The organism is Delftia sp. JD2 (assembly GCF_001682645.1).
Lineage (GTDB): Bacteria > Pseudomonadota > Gammaproteobacteria > Burkholderiales > Burkholderiaceae_C > Comamonas > Comamonas acidovorans.
Map to the genome: position 1 here is coordinate 1 of NZ_LFJT01000039.1, position 16,046 is coordinate 16,046.

At 69.6% G+C, this 16,046-nt stretch carries 13 protein-coding genes and 1 pseudogene; 4 read left to right on the plus strand and 10 right to left on the minus strand.

Annotated features, from left to right (window positions below; translation table 11 throughout):
* Positions 1 to 320 (minus strand): annotated as a pseudogene (locus ACM14_RS19755) (phenylacetate--CoA ligase); the annotation flags it as partial.
* A gap of 148 nt (positions 321 to 468) precedes the next feature.
* On the opposite strand from ACM14_RS19755, the gene paaN reads away from it, so the two are divergent.
* A complete protein-coding gene (gene paaN, locus ACM14_RS19760) occupies positions 469 to 2,127 on the plus strand; it encodes a phenylacetic acid degradation protein PaaN (protein WP_065347087.1) in 1,659 nt (552 codons plus the stop codon).
* Between the two features lie 15 nt (positions 2,128 to 2,142).
* Here the strand turns inward: paaN and ACM14_RS19765 are convergent, their stop codons facing one another.
* The gene (locus tag ACM14_RS19765) at positions 2,143 to 2,778 is read right to left on the minus strand and encodes a TetR/AcrR family transcriptional regulator (RefSeq protein ID WP_034389704.1); all 636 of its coding nucleotides are present in this window, start codon (positions 2,776 to 2,778) and stop codon (positions 2,143 to 2,145) included.
* Positions 2,779 to 2,969: 191 nt separating this feature from the next.
* Here ACM14_RS19765 and ACM14_RS19770 point away from each other — a divergent pair, with 191 nt between their 5' ends.
* Together ACM14_RS19770 and ACM14_RS19775 are read left to right on the plus strand one after the other, a co-directional pair.
* Complete coding sequence (locus ACM14_RS19770; RefSeq protein ID WP_013804635.1) at positions 2,970 to 3,653, plus strand: response regulator transcription factor; 684 nt, start codon at positions 2,970 to 2,972, stop codon at positions 3,651 to 3,653.
* A 5-nt stretch (positions 3,654 to 3,658) separates the two neighbouring features.
* Complete coding sequence (locus ACM14_RS19775; RefSeq protein WP_065347088.1) at positions 3,659 to 5,653, plus strand: ATP-binding protein; 1,995 nt, start codon at positions 3,659 to 3,661, stop codon at positions 5,651 to 5,653.
* On the opposite strand, the gene ACM14_RS19780 is transcribed toward ACM14_RS19775, so the two are convergent.
* Together ACM14_RS19780 and mnmA are read right to left on the minus strand one after the other, a co-directional pair.
* Positions 5,622 to 7,181, minus strand: a complete 1,560-nt coding sequence (locus ACM14_RS19780) for a serine hydrolase (RefSeq protein WP_065347089.1) — start codon at positions 7,179 to 7,181, stop codon at positions 5,622 to 5,624. The two genes, ACM14_RS19775 and ACM14_RS19780, sit on opposite strands and share 32 nt — an antisense overlap.
* Positions 7,182 to 7,301: 120 nt before the next feature.
* Positions 7,302 to 8,420: a tRNA 2-thiouridine(34) synthase MnmA gene (gene mnmA / locus ACM14_RS19785; protein ID WP_065347090.1), complete on the minus strand. Its 1,119-nt coding sequence runs from the start codon at positions 8,418 to 8,420 to the stop codon at positions 7,302 to 7,304.
* A 102-nt stretch (positions 8,421 to 8,522) separates the two neighbouring features.
* On the opposite strand from mnmA, the gene ACM14_RS19790 reads away from it, so the two are divergent.
* Entirely contained in the window at positions 8,523 to 9,449 is a 927-nt protein-coding gene (locus ACM14_RS19790) for a LysR substrate-binding domain-containing protein (protein ID WP_065347091.1), read from the plus strand.
* Positions 9,450 to 9,451: 2 nt separating this feature from the next.
* Here ACM14_RS19790 and ACM14_RS19795 read toward each other — a convergent pair whose 3' ends face one another.
* From ACM14_RS19795 to ACM14_RS19820, 6 genes are read right to left on the minus strand one after another with little or no spacing between them, the layout of a single operon-like run.
* Positions 9,452 to 10,228 (minus strand): enoyl-CoA hydratase, encoded by a 777-nt coding sequence (locus tag ACM14_RS19795; protein WP_065347092.1) that lies wholly within the window; start codon positions 10,226 to 10,228, stop codon positions 9,452 to 9,454.
* An 11-nt stretch (positions 10,229 to 10,239) separates the two neighbouring features.
* On the minus strand, positions 10,240 to 11,244 hold the full coding sequence (locus ACM14_RS19800; RefSeq protein WP_065347093.1) for a tripartite tricarboxylate transporter substrate binding protein: 1,005 nt from the start codon (positions 11,242 to 11,244) through the stop codon (positions 10,240 to 10,242).
* A 36-nt stretch (positions 11,245 to 11,280) separates the two neighbouring features.
* Positions 11,281 to 12,447, minus strand: coding sequence for a CaiB/BaiF CoA-transferase family protein (locus ACM14_RS19805; RefSeq protein ID WP_175403287.1), 1,167 nt, complete (start codon positions 12,445 to 12,447; stop codon positions 11,281 to 11,283).
* A 48-nt stretch (positions 12,448 to 12,495) separates the two neighbouring features.
* On the minus strand, positions 12,496 to 13,281 hold the full coding sequence (locus tag ACM14_RS19810; protein ID WP_065347120.1) for a citryl-CoA lyase: 786 nt from the start codon (positions 13,279 to 13,281) through the stop codon (positions 12,496 to 12,498).
* A gap of 31 nt (positions 13,282 to 13,312) precedes the next feature.
* Positions 13,313 to 14,812 (minus strand): class I adenylate-forming enzyme family protein, encoded by a 1,500-nt coding sequence (locus ACM14_RS19815; protein ID WP_065347094.1) that lies wholly within the window; start codon positions 14,810 to 14,812, stop codon positions 13,313 to 13,315.
* Between the two features lie 56 nt (positions 14,813 to 14,868).
* A complete protein-coding gene (locus ACM14_RS19820; RefSeq protein WP_065347095.1) occupies positions 14,869 to 15,897 on the minus strand; it encodes a tripartite tricarboxylate transporter substrate binding protein in 1,029 nt (342 codons plus the stop codon).
* Positions 15,898 to 16,046 lie beyond the last annotated feature (149 nt).

Below are 16,046 nucleotides of genomic sequence, written 5' to 3' on the forward strand. Positions count from 1 at the left end.
ACCGTGGGCTTGCCCGTGGTGCCCGAGGAGGCATGCACGCGCGCCACCTTCTGGCGCGGCACGGCGAACATGCCGAACGGGTAGTTCTCGCGCAGGTCCTTCTTGGTGGTGAAGGGAAAGCGGGCCAGGTCGGACAGCGTGCGCAGGTCGGACGGATGCACGCCCTTCTCGTCGAAGGCGCGGCGGTAGTGCGGCACGTTGTCGTAGGCATGCTGCAGCGACCAGCGCAGGCGCAGCAGCTGCAGCGAGGCGATCTCGTCGCGGCTGGCGGTTTCGATGGCGTCGAGGTCGCCGGGGGCGGGGCGCAGGTCTTTGTTCATCGGGGTTCTGGCGTCGTGAGGCAAGGGGTTCAGAATAATTGACCGACCGGACGGTAGGATTATAAGATGCAGCTTTCTTGAGCAACAAGGCTTGTTGTCCGGTACTAACCCTGATAGCGACGCCACATTCCAACCCAGGAGACATCCCATGCCCGCCCACGCCCTCTACGAACGCCACCGCCCCCTGCTCGACGACGCCCTGCAGGCCCTGTCCCGCCGGGGCCACTGGTCGCCCTTCCCCGAGGCGCCCTCGCCCAAGGTGTATGGCGAGACTGCCCAGGCCCAGGGCCATGCCGCCGTGCAGGCGCTGTTCGGCAAGGACTATCCGCTGCAGCAGCCCGGTGAACTCGCCCGCGTGGCCACCGAGCAATCGCCCTATGGCGTGGCCCTGGACATCCGCTACCCCGAGTGCGATGCCCAGGCGCTGGTGGACGCGGCCCAGGCGGCCGAGCCTGCGTGGCAGGCGCTGGGACCCCAGGGCCGCACCGGCGTGCTGCTGGAGGCGCTGACGCGCATCCACCAGCGCAGCTTCGAGATCGCGCATGCGGTGATGCTGACCACGGGCCAGGGCGCGATGATGGCCTTCCAGGCCGGCGGCCCCCATGCGCAGGACCGCGCCCTGGAAGCCATTGCCGTGGCCTGGAAGGCCATGGCCGACGTGCCTGCCGAGGCCGTCTGGGAAAAGCCCCAGGGCAAGCATGCGCCCGCCGTGCTGCACAAGCGCTTCGAGATCGTGGGGCGTGGCGTGGCCCTGGTCATCGGCTGCGCCACCTTCCCGACCTGGAACACCTACCCGGGCCTGTTCGCCGCGCTGGCCACGGGCAACCCCGTGATCGTCAAGCCCCACCCCAACGCCGTGCTGCCGGCCGCTCTCACCGTGAGCGTGCTGCGCGATGTGCTGACCGAGCAGGGCCTGGACCCCAACCTCGTGACCCTGGCCGTGAGCGACAAGCCCGAATTGACCCAGGCCCTGGCCACGCATGCGGCCGTGGCCTCCATCGACTTCACCGGCGGCAATGCCTTCGGCCAGTGGCTGCAGTCCAACGCGCCGCAGGCACGCCTGTACGCCGAGATGGCCGGCGTGAACCTGGTGGTGATCGAGTCCACCGATGACTACGCAGGCATGCTGCGCAATCTGGCCCTGTCACTGTCGCTGTACAGCGGCCAGATGTGCACCACCACGCAGAACCTGCTGATTCCGGCCGGCGGCATAGAGACTGACCAGGGCCACAAGAGCTTCGAGCAGGTCGGCGCCGATCTGGCCGCCGCCATCGACCAGTTGCTGGCCGATCCCAAGGTGGCCTTCACCGTGCTGGGCGCCATAGGCTCTGCGCAGACCGTGGAGCGCGTGGAACAGGCGGCCACCGTGGGCCGCGCCGTGCGCGCCTCGCAAAAGCTCACCCATCCCGAGTACCCGCAGGCCGAGGTGCGCACGCCCGCGCTGCGTGCGCTGGACGTGGCGGACGCTGCCATCTACGAGCGCGAATGCTTCGGCCCGGTCTCCTACCTGGTGGCCGTGCCCTCGGCCCAGGCCGCGCGCGAGCTGGCCGAGCGCAGCGTGCGCGCGCATGGCGCGATGACCCTGGGCCTGTACTCCACGGATGCGGCCTTTGTCGATGCCGTGGCGGCCTCGGCGCTGCGCTCGCGCGTGGCCCTGTCCATCAACCTCACGCAGGGCGTGATGGTCAACCAGTCGGCAGGCTTCTCGGACTTCCATGCCACGGGCGGCAATCCCGCGGCCAATGCCAGCTACACCACGCTGGCCTTCGTGGCCGACCGCTTCGTGGTCGTGCAGCGCAGGTGGTGAGGGACCGGGCCGAGCCTAGGCCTGGCGGGCCTTGCGCGGCTTCTTGCCGTCAGGCACGCTGACCGCGCGCACGCCGCCGAAGAACAGCTGGGACACCATGGTGCCTATGGCGTCATGGTCCAGCGTGCCGCCCGGCTTGAGCCAAGTGAAGGTCCAGTTGATCATGCCGAACAGCAGCATGGCCAGGGGCTTGCCCAGGGCGCTGTCGGCGGGCTCGCCGCGCACCTGGGCAATGGTCTGCGCAAAGGCGGCGACCACGCGGCGCTCCACGTCCAGGATGCGCTGCTGGTCTTCCTCGCGCAGGAAACGCACGTCCTCGGTCAGCACGCGGTGGGCATTCTGGGCCTGGGCGTACTCCTGGCCGAAGCCGCGGATCAGTGCATGCAGGCGCTGCTCGGGATCGGCATGGGCCTGCAGGGTGTCGTTGACCAGGGCTTCGAGGCGCAGCACATGCTCTTCGGCAATGCGCACGGCCAGGTCGTGCTTGTCGATCACATAGTGGTAGAGCGTGGCCTTGGAGACGCCGCAGGCCGCAGCCACCTCGTTCATGGAGGTGCCCGCATAGCCGCGCTGCGCGAACAGCTGGGCGGCGTGGGAGAGGATCATTTCACGCTGGCCATCGTAGCCAGCAGGGTCACGTACGCGTGCCATGCGGCGGCGTCCTTTCGGTAGGTGTCGTTGCCAGGGTCCGCCCGTGCGGCCCGGGCCGGAATTATGGACGGAGCAGCGGCGCGCGCCCCCGCGATTACCAGTTTTCAGGGATATGCAAAGATGCGGGCTTCGCCCACAGTCGGGCGGCCATCCTGCCCCTTTTTACGCCCGCCGCTGCGCACGCCTTTTCCATGCCCGCCCACCTGCTTGTCCCAGAGTCCACGCTTCCGGCCCCGGTGCTGGTGGTGGAGGACGAGCCGCTGATCCGCCAGCGGCTGCAGTCCGTGCTGGGCCAGCTGGGCTACACGCCCGATGCCCTGCTGTTCGCCGGCTCCCTGGCCCAGGCCCGCGCCTGCCTGGCCGAGCCCGTGGCCCTGGCCCTGGTGGACCTGGGCCTGCCCGACGGCAGCGGCATCGACCTGATCGCCGAGATGCGCAGCGCAGACCCGGCCGTGGGCATCCTGGTGATCTCGGCCTGGAGCACGGAGGACGCCATCCTCGCGGCGCTGCGCGCAGGCGCCACCGGCTATGTGCTCAAGGAGCGCGACGACCTGGAAGTGTCGCTGTCCATCCGCAGCGTGCTGCGCGGCGGCGCGCCCATCGACCCCTTCATCGCGCGCCGCGTGATCGCCGAGCTGCAGGGCGCGGCACCCGCCACGCCGGAGAGCAGCGGCACCGAGTCCACGCTGAGCGCGCGCGAAAGCCAGATCCTGCGCCTGGTGGCCGACGGCCTGACCAACCGCGAGATCGCCGAGCAGCTGCACCTGTCGCGCTACACGGTGGAATGCCACATCAAGCACATCTACCGCAAGCTGGCCGTGTCCTCGCGCACGCGCGCCGTCAACACGGCACGCGTGCGCGGATTGCTGGGCTGACGGCCATGGGCGGGTGGCGCCGGTGGTTCGGCCCGGTGCGGCGCCTCGCCCTGGGCCAGGCCCTAGGCCTCGCCCTGGGCCTTGCGTTTCTCCTGTGCAGTACCTGCGCCTTGGCCCAGGCCTGCCTGCCACAGATCCTGTCCATCCAGTCCGCCAAGGCCGCAGGCCAGGGACCGCCGCCCATCGCCAGCGCGGTACGCGACTGGCACAACGTGACCCTGCCCGACCACTGGCTTGACCGCTGGCCCGGCTACAGCGGCGCCGCCTGGTACCGCATCGACTGGCAGCGCGGCTGCCCTCACCCCGCTGCCGCTTCTGCCACCGCTGCCGCCGCCGCCGATCCCGTGGCGCTGGCCCTGCACTCCATGGTCATGGCCGGCGAGGTCTTCGTGAACGGCGACCTGCTGTGGCGCGACCGGCACCTGGTCGAGCCCCTGTCGCGCAGCTGGAACATGCCGCGCTTTTGGCTGCTGCCCGAATCCGCCCTGCATGCGGGCACCAACAGCGTGTGGATACGCGTGCACGGCTTGGCCGAGCAGACGCCGGGCCTGGGCGAGGTGCGCCTGGGCGAGCCCGAGGCGCTGCGCCAGTGGCACGAGCAGACCTGGTGGAACCAGCGCACGCTGTTTGCCATGAACATCGTGGTCTCGCTGGTGCTGGGCGTGCTGTTCGCCTTTGCCTGGCTGCAGCGGCTCGCCAGCAAGGCCTTTGGCTGGTACGCGCTCAATGCCTTCTGCTGGGCGCTGTTCCTGGCCAATATCCTGGCCACCGAGGCCTGGCCCTTCCCCGACACCCTGGCCGTGGCACGCGGCAATTTGCTGGTCTTTTTGCTGTTCAGCCAGAGCTTTTGCCTGTTCACCTGGCGCTTCGGCAGGCTGCACCTGCCCCGGCTGGAAAAGCTGCTGTGGGCGCTGACGCTGGCCGGCATGGCCGCCGCCATCTTCGCGCCCTGGTCGCTGGTGGACGGCGTGCTGCACATCGGCCTGGTGTACTTCGGCATCTGCGTGGCCGTGTCGCTGCACTTTCCGCTGCACGCCTGGCGCACGCGCGAGCCGGGCCACCTGGTCTACGCGGCCTGCCTGCTGGTCTTCCTGTGCGCGGGCCTGCACGACATGCTGGCGCTCAAGAAAGTGATTGGCCCCGCCACGCCCTGGATGCCCTACACCGCGCCGCTGACCATGCTGGCCCTGTCCATGGTGCTGGGCCGGCAGTTCGTGCTCAGCATGCGCCGCATCGAACAGTTCAACCAGGAGCTGACCGACAGCGTGGCGCGTGCCTGCGACGAGCTCGGCGGCACGCTGGCGCGCGAGCATGCGCTGGCGCTCAGCCACTCGCGGCTGCAGGAACGGATGCAGCTGGCGCACGACCTGCACGACAGCCTGGGCGGCTCCCTGGTGCGCTCCATCGCCATGGTGGAGCAGGCGGGCGGCCCCATGCACAACCGCCAGTTCCTGTCCGTGCTCAAGCTGCTGCGCGACGACCTGCGCCAGATGATCGACAGCGGCACCAGCGTCTCCGTCACCGTGCCGGACACGCCCCAGGCCTGGATCGCGCCGCTGCGCCACCGCTTTGCCAGCCTGTTCGACGCGCTGGACATGCAGTCCGACTGGCAGGTGCCGGCCGCCTGGCCGCAGCCGCCCGGTGCGCTGCAGTGCCTGGCGCTGACGCGCGTGCTGGAGGAGGCGCTGGCCAATGTGATCAAGCACAGCCGCGCCCAGTGCGTGCAGGTGCAGCTGCAGTGGCCCGAGCCGCATTGGCTGATGCTGCGCATCACCGACGACGGCGCAGGCTTTGACGTGGCCGCCGTGCAGCAGGCCGGCATGGGCGTGGGCCTGCGCAGCATGCAGGCGCGCCTGCAGCGCCTGGGCGGCCATCTGGACATGGATTCAGAACCCGGCGCCACCGTGCTGGCCGCCTGGCTGCCCGTGCCCGGCGATCACCTGCACGACGGCACGGAGCAGGCCACCCTCAGCGCGAAAAGCGCCCTATCCCCGCACTGACGCCGGCCGGCGTCAGCACATCGTCGAAATACTCCAGCGTGAGCTGGTTGCCGTCGAACGTGGCCTTGGACAGGCTGCCCGGCGAATCGCCCTCGGGCACGAAGCTGAAGACCTCGCCATCCCAGTGGCTGAGCAGCATGCGCTGCGAACCCAGGCTGACCTGCAGCCCCCCGCCACCCGTCTGCAGGCTGACCTGGGCCGGCCCGTAGAAGCGGTTGGCGTAGCTGCCCACATAGGCGCCCAGCGGCCGGGGCGGTCGGGGGAAAGGGGGCCGGGTCTTGCCTACCAGCTCGCCATGCGGCTGCATGATGGGTGCCAGCCGCTTGGTCCAGATGCTCTCCCAGTCCTGGCGCTGGCGGCCCCATTCGACCTGGTCCAGGAACTGCGAGACCACGATCTCGGGCACGCCGATGGGCATGCCGTTGGTCAGCACCACGATGCCCAGCTTGAGCTCGGGCATGACGGTGAAGCTGGTCGCGCTGCCCGTGCCGAAGGCACCCGAGTGGCTGTAGGTGGTGCGCCCCGCCTCGGACACGCCCACGTTGAAGCCGAAGCCGTAGTAGCGCGCAGGCTCGCCGTTGCCGGCCGGCGACTGCAGCATCTGCGGCGACAGCGCCGTGCGCAGCGCCTGCGCATCGACCACCTGGCGGCCCTCGAAGCGGCCCTCGTCCAGCAGCATGGTCATCCAGCGCGCCATGTCGCGCACCGTGGAGCTGACGCCGCCCGCGGCCGACTGCGCATCGGGCCGGCGCACCGGCCCCGTCTGCCACACGCCGTTGACGCGCAAATGGCCGGCCGCGCGGTTGGCGCGCGCCTCGAAATCGGCAAACAGCGAACTGGTCTGCGTCATGCCCAGCGGGCCGTAGACGGCCTGCTGCGACAGCGCGGCCCAGGACTGGCCCGCGATGGCGGCCACGGCCTCGGCGCCCGTGGTCAGGCCGAAGTTGCTGTAGGCGTACTGGGTGCCCACGGGCCGCAGCGGCAGGTAGCGCAGGCGCTCCAGGATCTGGCGCTGGCTGTAGCCCAGCTCCTCCAGCGCATCGCCGGCCTGGCCGGGCAGGCCCGAGCGGTGGGCATACATGTCGCCCACGGTGATGCGCTGGGCCGCGTCGGCGTCCTCCAGCGTCCACCAGGGCAGGCCCTGCTGCACGCGCGTGTCCCAGGACACGCGGCGCTGACCCACCTGCTGCGCCACCACGGTGGCGCCCACGGACTTGGAGACCGAGGCGAGCTGGAACACCGTGTCCGCATCCACGGCCAGCGACGAGCCCAGACGGCGCACGCCCATGCCCTGGGCATAGACCAGGCGCCCCTCATGCACCACGGCCACGGCCACGCCGGGCACGCCCGTGCGCCGCATCTGCGCGCGCACCTGGCCATCGAGTTGATCGAGCGCACGCTTGACGCGGTCCGTCACGGGCGGATCGATGGGATCGCCCCAGGACACCTCGCCGTTGCATCCGGCCGTGGCCACGGCGCCCAGGGCCGCTCCCAGAAAATGCCGGCGCGCAAGAATCGATGAAGCCATGGGGTCTCCTGTGGTGCTGTCGTGAAGAACAAAAGGAAAAAGAAAAAGGGGCGGTTGTGCCGCCCCCCGTGACGATAGCAAAACGCGCCGGGCCGAATCCTGCCCGGCATCAATGCCGCATCAGTGCGGATCCACCGCCGCGATGATGCCGCCGCCCAGGCACACGTCGCCGTCGTAGAGCACGGCCGACTGGCCGGGCGTGACGGCCCATTGCGGCTCGGGAAAATCCAGCCGGAAGCCCTCGGGCGTGGCGCCCGAGATCAGGGCCGGCGAGTCGGGCTGGCGGTAGCGCGTCTTGGAGCCGTAGGCCTTGCCCTCGGCGGGCGCATGGCCGGCCACCCAGCTGACCTGGTCGGCCAGCAGCGACTGCGACAGCAGCCAGGGGTGGTCATGGCCCTGCACCACGCGCAGCGTGTTGGTGTCCAGCTCCTTGCGCGCCACGAACCAGGGCTCATGGTCGCCGCCACCGCGCGGCGCGCCCTTTTCCTTGACGCCGCCGATGCCCAGGCCCGAGCGCTGGCCCAGCGTGTAGAACGACAGGCCCACATGCTTGCCCAGCTTGCGGTTGCGGTCGTCGAGGATGTTGCCGGGCTCCTTGCTGATGTAGCGGTTCAGGAAGTCGCGGAACGGCCGCTCTCCGATGAAGCAGATGCCCGTGGAGTCCTTCTTCTTCGCGTTGGGCAGGCCGATCTCCTCGGCAATGCGGCGCACCTCGGTCTTCTTCAGCTCGCCCACGGGGAACATGGACCTGGACAGCTGGGCCTGGTTGAGGCGGTGCAGGAAGTAGCTCTGGTCCTTGGCCGGGTCCAGCCCCTTGAGCAGCTCGAACAGCTGCGTGTCGGGGTTCTGGCGCACGCGGGCGTAGTGGCCCGTGGCGATCTTCTCGGCGCCCAGGCGCATGGCGTGGTCCAGGAAGGCCTTGAACTTGATCTCGGCATTGCACAGCACATCGGGGTTGGGCGTGCGGCCGGCCTGGTACTCGCGCAGGAACTCGGCGAAGACGCGGTCCTTGTACTCGGAGGCGAAGTTCACATGCTCGATCTCGATGCCGACCACGTCGGCCACGGCGGCGGCATCGACAAAATCGACATTGGACGAGCAGTATTCGCTGTCGTCGTCATCTTCCCAGTTCTTCATGAAGATGCCGACCACTTCATGGCCCTGTTGCTTGAGGAGATGGGCCGTGACAGCGGAGTCCACACCGCCCGACAGGCCCACCACGACGCGGTGTTTAGTCATGGCAGCGATTATCCCCGCGCCCTTCAAAGGCTGCGCGCCACGGGCTTTGCAGCCCTGCGCCAGCAGGAATAATGGCCCTCCTGCCCCCTAGGAAACGCCCGCATGCGCTACGACCTGACCGATCTCAAGCTGTTCATGGCCATCGCCCAGGCCGGCAATCTCTCGCGTGCCAGCCAGGCGCGGCACCTGACGCCCTCGGCCGCCAGCCAGCGCCTGCGCAACCTGGAGCAGGCCCTGGGCTGCCAGCTGTTCACGCGCGAGCACAAGGGCATGCGGCTGACCGAGGAAGGCCACGCCATGCTCGAGCATGCGCGCGGCGTGTTCGCCGCCATCGACGGCATGGAGGCCGAGGCCGCCCTGCTGGGCAGCAGCCTGCAGGGCAAGGCAACGCTGGCGGCCAACAGCTCCTCGCTGCACGGCTTCATCGGCCCGCACATCGGCGAGTTCCTGACCGCCTTCCCCGAGGTGAACCTGACCCTGGTCGAGCAGACCAGCGAGACGATTGCCGCCAGCGTGGCCGAGGGCGAGGCCGACCTGGGCGTCTACGCGGGCGAGCCCATGGCGGGCGCCGTGGCCTGCGAGACCTTTGCGCTGGACCGCCTGGTGGTGATCGCCCCGCCCGGCCATCCGCTGGTGCCCCAGCCGGGCGAGAGGCAAGACGACGGCGAAGGCCCTTCCTGCCGCTTCTTCGACACCCTGGCCCATGCCTTCGTGGGCATGGCGCTGACCAGCAGCAACTACGCCTTTCTGCGCGAACTGGCCAAGCGCCATGGCCGGCCGCTGCGCTGCCGCATCCACGTGGACGATTTCACCTCCATCGTGCGGCTGGTCTCGCAGGGCGTGGGCCTGGCCATCATTCCGCACAGCATCTACCGCAGGCTCGGCACCGCGCATGCGGTGGCCTGCCTGCCGCTGGAGGAAACCTGGGCACGGCGCCCGCTGCAGCTGGTGCGCTCCAGCGAACGGCCGCTGACGCCCACCGCGCAGCGGCTGCGCAGCTTTCTGAAAGGGCTGGCCGACAAGGCCTAGGTTCAGGGCTGGGGCTGGGCCTTGGCCTGCTTGCGTTCCAGGAAGGCATTCATGTGGTGCTGCGGCTCGCCCGTGTTGAAGGCCGCGCCGAACTCGGCCACGCTGTCGGTGATGGCCGAGTCCACGCCCATGCCCTCCCAGCGGCGCAGCAGGCGCTTTTGCTGGCGCAGTGCCTCGATGCCGATCCCGCCCAGCCCCTCGGCAATTTGCGCGATGCGCGCATCGAGCTGGTCGCCGGGCACGCATTCGTTGAGCAGGCCCCAGCGCTCGGCCTGCAGGGCGCCGATGTTCTCGCCCGTGAGCAGCAGCCAGCTGGCGCGCGTGCCACCGATCTGCGCCGGCATCATGGCCGCGTGGATCACCGAGGGAATGCCGACCTTGACCTCGGGCATGCCCACCACGGCATCATCGGCCGCAATGCGCAGGTCGGCCGCCATGGCCAGCTCCAGCCCGCCGCCCAGCGTATGGCCCTGCAACCGGGCGATTACCGGCACGGGGAAATGCCGCACCGCGTTGCACAGGTCGCGCAGCCCGCTGATGAAGGCGCGTGCCGAGGCGGCGTTGAGCGACGCCATCTCGCGGATGTCGGCCCCTGCCACGAAGGCGCGCGTGCCCGATCCGCGCAGCACTAGGCAGTGCAGATCGGGGCGCTCGGCCAGCTCGGCCAATTGCGCGGTCAGCGCGCGGATCACGGGCGTGCCCAGGATGTTCAGTGGCCCGCCGCCGGTGATGGTGAGCACGGCGGTCTGCGGGGTGGGAAAGGTCACTTGTGCATGCACGGCAGATCTCCTCAAAGTTTCTCGAATCCGATGTCGCGGATCAGCTGGGACCAGGCGCGGTTGGAGCGCTCCACCGTCTGCCTGAACTGCGCAGGCTCCTGGAAGTCCACGACGGCGCCCTGCTGCTCTATGGTCTTGATCAGCTCGGGCTTTTGCAAGGTCTTGCGCATGGCTTCGCTGAGCCTGGCAAGAATGGCGGGATCGAGCCTGGCAGGCGCGCCCAGGCCATACCAGGACATGTCGTTCATGGGCTTGAGCCCGGCCTCGGCATAGGTGGGCACGCCGGGCAGGGCCGGCAGGCGCACGGGGCTGGACACGGCCAGGGCACGCAGCTGGCCGCCCGCGATCAGCGCGCCCGAGGACGGCATGTTGTCGAACACCACATCGAGCTGCCCCGCCATCAGGTCGTTGAGCGCCGGCCCCAGGCCCTTGTAGGGCACATGGGTGAGGGTGGTGCCCGTGGTGCTGCCGAACAGCGCACCGCTCAGGTGGCTGAGCCCGCCATTGCCCGAGGAGCCGTAGTTGAGTTTGCCCGGCGCGGCGCGCGCCGCGTCGCTCACATCCTTGGCGCTCTTGTAGGCCGAGCCTGCGCTGACCACCATCACGCCCGGCACATTGGCGATGTTGGTGATGGGGGTGAAGTCCTTCACCGGGTCATACGCGGGCTTGGCGTAGACGTTGGGGTTCACGGCATGCGAGCTCTCCACCATCATCACCAGGGTGTAGCCGTCGGCCGGCTGCTTGGCCGCATAGGCCGAGCCCGTGCTGCCGCCCGCGCCGGGGCGGTTTTCCACCACCACGGGCTGGCCCAGCGTCTCGCCCAGATAGCGGGCCGCCACGCGCGCGATCACATCGGTGGCGCCGCCCACCGCATAGGGCACGACCAGGCGTACGGGCCGCTCGGGATAGCTTCCTGCCCCTGCCGCCCCCGCTGCCCCTGCTGCATATGCCAGCGGCATCCCCGCCAGCGCGGCGGCTGCCACGGCGGCCTTCAGTGCTTTCATGCGTTTCGTCATCCTTGTCTCCTTCTTGGCTTGTCGATGTCTAGGGATTCAGAGGTCCTGCGGCGCCGTACCGAGCACCGGCGGCGGCGGCACCTGGGCGCCGCTGCCAGCCGGCACCATGGGGTTGCGCACCAGCTTCAGCGTGCCCAGCTGCGGGTGCTCCACCGTCTGCAGCATCTGGCGGTGCCGGACCTGCGGATGGGCGAAGACCTGCTCCATGGTGTTGATGCAGCCCCAGGGCACCTGGGCGGTGTCCAGCGCATCGGTCAGGGCCTGCAGCGGCCAGCGGCCCAGCGCCGCGCGCAGCAGCGGGCGCAGCTGCGCCATGCCGGTCAGGCGCGCGGCATTGGTGGCAAAGCGCGCGTCCAGGTGCCAGTCCGTGCCCAGCACGGAGCACAGGGCGGCGAACTGCCCGTCATTGCCGATGGCCAGGATGAAATGCCCGTCTTCGCAGGCAAACACCTCGTAGGGCGCGCAATTGGGATGGGCGTTGCCCGTGCGGCGCGGGTTCTCGCCGCTGACCAGGTAGTTGGCCGCCTGGTTGGCATTCATGGCCACGGCCACGTCCAGCAGCGCGAGGTCGATGTGCTGGCCGCGCCCCGTGCGCTGGCGCTGCACCACGGCCGCCAGCACGGCGCTGGTGGCATACATGCCCGTCATCAGGTCCACCACGGCCACGCCCGTGCGCAACGGGCCCGCGCCCTCCTCGCCATCGGCCACGCCCGTGTAGCCCATGAGGCCGCCCAGGCCCTGGAACACATAGTCGTAGCCGGGCTTGTGCGCAAACGGGCCGCTCTGGCCGAAGCCCGTGATCGACAGGTAGATCAGCCCGGGGTTGATCGCGGCCAGCGCCGCGTAGTCCAGGCCGTGGCGCGCCAGCGCGCCGGCCTTGTAGTTTTCCACCAGCACGTCGGCATCGCGGATCTGGCGCAGCAGCCAGGCATGCGAGGCCGGCTCGGTGAAGTCCAGCGCCACCGACTGCTTGCCGCGGTTGCAGGACAGGAAGTAGGCCGACACGGCCTCGCCACCGGGCGCCTGCACGAAGGGCGGGCCCCAGGCGCGCGTGTCGTCGCCCGTGCCGGGACGCTCGATCTTGAGCACCGATGCGCCCAGGTCGGCAAGGTTCTGGGTGCACCAGGGTCCCGCCAGGATGCGGGACAGGTCCACCACGCGCAGGCCGTCGAGGGCGCTGGACAATCCATGGGTTTGTTGCATGGACTCCATGCTCGCGGCATGGCGCGCGGTGGTCCATCGGTCATTGCTTCACGCAGCGTTCGCGGAAACTGCATGCCCCGCGTAGGGGATGGCTTCCTCCACCGTTTCCCAGATGAACCGGCCCGACGGGCTTTGCTGCTCCTCCACCACATGCGCCACCAGCCCGGCCGCCCGCGAGATGACGGCAAAGCCGCGCATCACGGCCGTGGGCACGCCGATCTCGCCCAGCAGGGCGGCCACGGCCCCCGTGGCATTGATGGTGATGGGCCGGCCCGCCGCGGCGTCCACGGCGGCAGAGAGGATTTCGAGCGCGCGGATTCTGCTGCCCGCCAGTTCGGGTTCGGCGCGGCCCATGTCCAGCAGCTTGTAGGCGCGCGGGTCCACGGGCTTGTGCAGGTGGTGGCCAAAGCCGGGCACAGGGCTTTTCAACGCCTTGTGGTGCCGGGCGATGGCGCGGGCCTCGGCCTCGGGGTCGGCGGCGGCGACGATGCGGTCGAGCAGCGCGGCGCAGTTCTCCATGGTGCCCACGAAGGAGCTGCCCACGGCCAGCAGGCCGGCCGAGACGGCGCCCTGCAGGTTCTCGGGCGCGCTCATGTAGATGAGGCGCGTGGCGATGGCGCTGGGCGTGAGGCCATGCTCCATGAGCACGATGAGCACCACATCGGCGATGCGCAGGTCCACGGGGCGCGGCGTGCGGCCCAGGATCTGCATCAGCATCACCTCGGTGAAGGTCTTCTTGCCCATCAGGTCCTCGACCAGGTCGGCATCGCGGTAATGCAGGCTGGTGAGGGTGTGGGTGCACAGGCGGGTGACGGGGGGTTGGTGCGTGGCCATGGCCAGGGTCTCCTTGTGATGGTGTTCGGGATCAACGGGGCGCCAGCGCAAGCTCGCGCACGGCCGTCTTGAGCAGCTTGCCCACGGGCGAGCGCGGCAGACTGGCGTGAAAGTGGATGCGCTTGGGTGTCTGCACGGGGCCCAGGCGCTGGCGCACGAAGGCGATCAGTTCGGCCTCGTCCGGCCGCTGGTCGGGGCGCAGTTCGGCGCGCAATTGCACGGCGGCCTGCACGGCCTCGCCCCAATGGTCGTCGGGGATGCCGAAGACCACGCACTCGTGCACGGCCGGGTGCTGGCCCAGGGCGTTTTCCACATCCACGGGATAGACGTTGAAGCCGCCCGTGATGACCAGGTCCTTCAGGCGGTCCTTGAGGTGCAGGTAGCCCTGCGCATCGATCAGGCCCCGGTCCCCCGTGTGCAGCCAACCGTTCACCAGGGTCTCGGCCGTCTTGCCGGGCAGGCGCCAGTAGCCGCTCATCAGCAGATCGCCGCGCGCCACGACCTCGCCCACCTCGCCCCGGGGCAGCAGGCGGCCGTCGGGCGCCATGATGGACAGGTCGCTGAACCAGGTGGCCCGGCCCACGGAGGTCCACAGGCCTTCGTCCTCGAAGTCCTCGGGCCGCATGGCCGTGAGGATCTGCGGGGCCTCGGTCTGGCCATAGGTGGTGGCCAGCACGGGGCCGAAGAAGGCGCGCACCTGGCGGATTTTCTCGGGCGGCATGGCGGCACCGCCGTAGATGAGGCGGCGCAGGCCGGGGAAGTCCGCACGGCTGGCGCCCGGCAGCGCCATCAGCATGTAGATCAGGGTGGGCGGCATGAAGCACACGGTGCCGCCGCGCAGGGCAAAGGCGCTGCGCACGGCCTCGGCACCCGCACCGTCGAGCAGCACATGGCAGCCGCCCTGCGCCAGGATGGGCAGCAGGTAGGTGGACGTGCCATGCGTGATGGGCGCGGCCATGACGTAGCGGTCATGCTCATCGAACCCCCAGGCCTGGATCTGGTTGGCAATGCCGGCCATCCAGGCGCGGCAGGGCTGCATCACGCCCTTGGGCAGGCCCGTGGTGCCGCCCGTGAACTTGATGGCCTGGATGGCATCGGCGGGCAGGTCGGGTGTCACAGGCAAAGCGCCGATCTGCGCCTGCTCCAGCGCCGCCGTGCCCTCGCCCAGCACCAGGTGGATGCCCGGCGCCCCTTGCACCAGTGCAGCGCCGCCCGCATCGCACAGCACGATGGAAGGCTCGGTGGCATCGATGATGCGGCGCACCTCGGACTGCGTGCTCTTGGGATTGAGCGGCACCCAGACCTTGCCGCTGGCCATCACCGCCAGAAGGGCGGCGATATGGTCTGCGCTGTTGCCCGCGCAGATGCCCACGCGGCTTTGCACGGCGGGCTCCAGCGCCTGCAGGCCGGCCGCCAGCGCGGCCACCTTGCGGGCCAGCGCGTCATAGCGGATGCAGCCGCCCGGCGCGTCGATGGCGATGCGCTGCGGCCAGCGTTCGGCCGCGCGCCAGAAAAAATCAATGGGTTGCATGGGGGTCGTCTCCTTGTGGGGCGGTTGTGTTGAGCTTGTGCCGAACGTGTGCCGAACTACTGGGCGGTGGCGCCCGAGGCCTTGACCACCTCGCGCCAGCGCTTGATCTCCGACGCCGCAAAGCTGCGCATCTGCGCCGGGGTGCCGGGCTCGGGCGTGGCAGCCATCTCTCCCAGGCGCTGGCGCAGCTCGGGTGCGGCCAGGGCGGTATTCAGGGCATGGTTCAGGCGCTCGATCACGGCGGGCGGCGTGCCCGCAGGGGCGGCCAGGCCGAACCACGACTGCACGTCGAAGCCCGCATAGCCCGACTCCGCCAGCGTGGGCACATCGGGCAGCAGCGCCGAGCGCCGGGCGCTGGTGATGGCGATCGCGCGCAGCTTGCCGGCCTGCACATGGGGCAGGGCCGAGGGCGCGTTGTCGAACATGGAATCCACCTGCCCGCCCAGCAGGTCGGTGATGGCCGGTGCGCTGCCCCGGTAGGGCACGTGCAGCATGCGCAGGCCCGACAGCTGCCGGAACATCTCGCCCGACAGGTGGATCGACGAGCCGCTGCCCGACGAGGCGAAGCTGATGCCCTGCGCACTCTGCCGGGCGTAGCGCACATAGTCGGCCACGTTCTGTATGGGCAGGCGCGGGTTGACCACGAGGATGTTGGGAATCTTGGCGATCAGGCCGATGGGCTCGAAGTCCTTGACCGGGTCATAGCCGAGCCGGGGGTAGAGCGAGGCATTGATGGTGTTGGCAATGGTGTAGACATACAGCGTGTAGCCGTCCGCAGGCGCCCGCGCCACGGCCTCGGCGCCCACATTGCTGTTGGCGCCCGTGCGGTTGTCCACCACCACGCTCTGGCCCAGTTGCTCGCCCATCCGGGCGGCCACCAGGCGTGCGATCACGTCGGTGGCGCCACCGGCCGCATAGCCCACCACGAGCCGCACGGGCCGGGCCGGCCAGGACGCCGGCTGCGCCAACGCGGGCGCGGGCGCCAACGCCACGGTCGCGGCGGCCATGCCGGCCAGTGCGCAGGTGAAGGAACAGGCCAGCAGGCGCCGGCGCGCCCACGGATTGAAACGGGCAGGGGTTGTCATGTCTTGTCTCCAGGTGATCGTTCTGATGTCTGTTTATGTCTGTTTATGTCTGCTTATGTCCGCTTATGTCTGCTTATGTCTGCCTGTGTGGGCTTTCGACGGCCTGCGGCACACTGCGCGCTGCACGCAGGCCCTTTTCTGCCCTGCCT

Coding starts and splice junctions, on each gene's coding strand:
- paaN (WP_065347087.1), top strand. CDS start 469: ATGCCCGCCCACGCCCTCTACGAACGCCACCGCCCCCTGCTCGACGAC.
- ACM14_RS19765 (WP_034389704.1), bottom strand. CDS start 2,778: ATGGCACGCGTACGTGACCCTGCTGGCTACGATGGCCAGCGTGAAATG.
- ACM14_RS19770 (WP_013804635.1), top strand. CDS start 2,970: ATGCCCGCCCACCTGCTTGTCCCAGAGTCCACGCTTCCGGCCCCGGTG.
- ACM14_RS19775 (WP_065347088.1), top strand. CDS start 3,659: ATGGGCGGGTGGCGCCGGTGGTTCGGCCCGGTGCGGCGCCTCGCCCTG.
- ACM14_RS19780 (WP_065347089.1), bottom strand. CDS start 7,181: ATGGCTTCATCGATTCTTGCGCGCCGGCATTTTCTGGGAGCGGCCCTG.
- mnmA (WP_065347090.1), bottom strand. CDS start 8,420: ATGACTAAACACCGCGTCGTGGTGGGCCTGTCGGGCGGTGTGGACTCC.
- ACM14_RS19790 (WP_065347091.1), top strand. CDS start 8,523: ATGCGCTACGACCTGACCGATCTCAAGCTGTTCATGGCCATCGCCCAG.
- ACM14_RS19800 (WP_065347093.1), bottom strand. CDS start 11,244: ATGACGAAACGCATGAAAGCACTGAAGGCCGCCGTGGCAGCCGCCGCG.
- ACM14_RS19805 (WP_175403287.1), bottom strand. CDS start 12,447: ATGCAACAAACCCATGGATTGTCCAGCGCCCTCGACGGCCTGCGCGTG.
- ACM14_RS19810 (WP_065347120.1), bottom strand. CDS start 13,281: ATGGCCACGCACCAACCCCCCGTCACCCGCCTGTGCACCCACACCCTC.
- ACM14_RS19815 (WP_065347094.1), bottom strand. CDS start 14,812: ATGCAACCCATTGATTTTTTCTGGCGCGCGGCCGAACGCTGGCCGCAG.
- ACM14_RS19820 (WP_065347095.1), bottom strand. CDS start 15,897: ATGACAACCCCTGCCCGTTTCAATCCGTGGGCGCGCCGGCGCCTGCTG.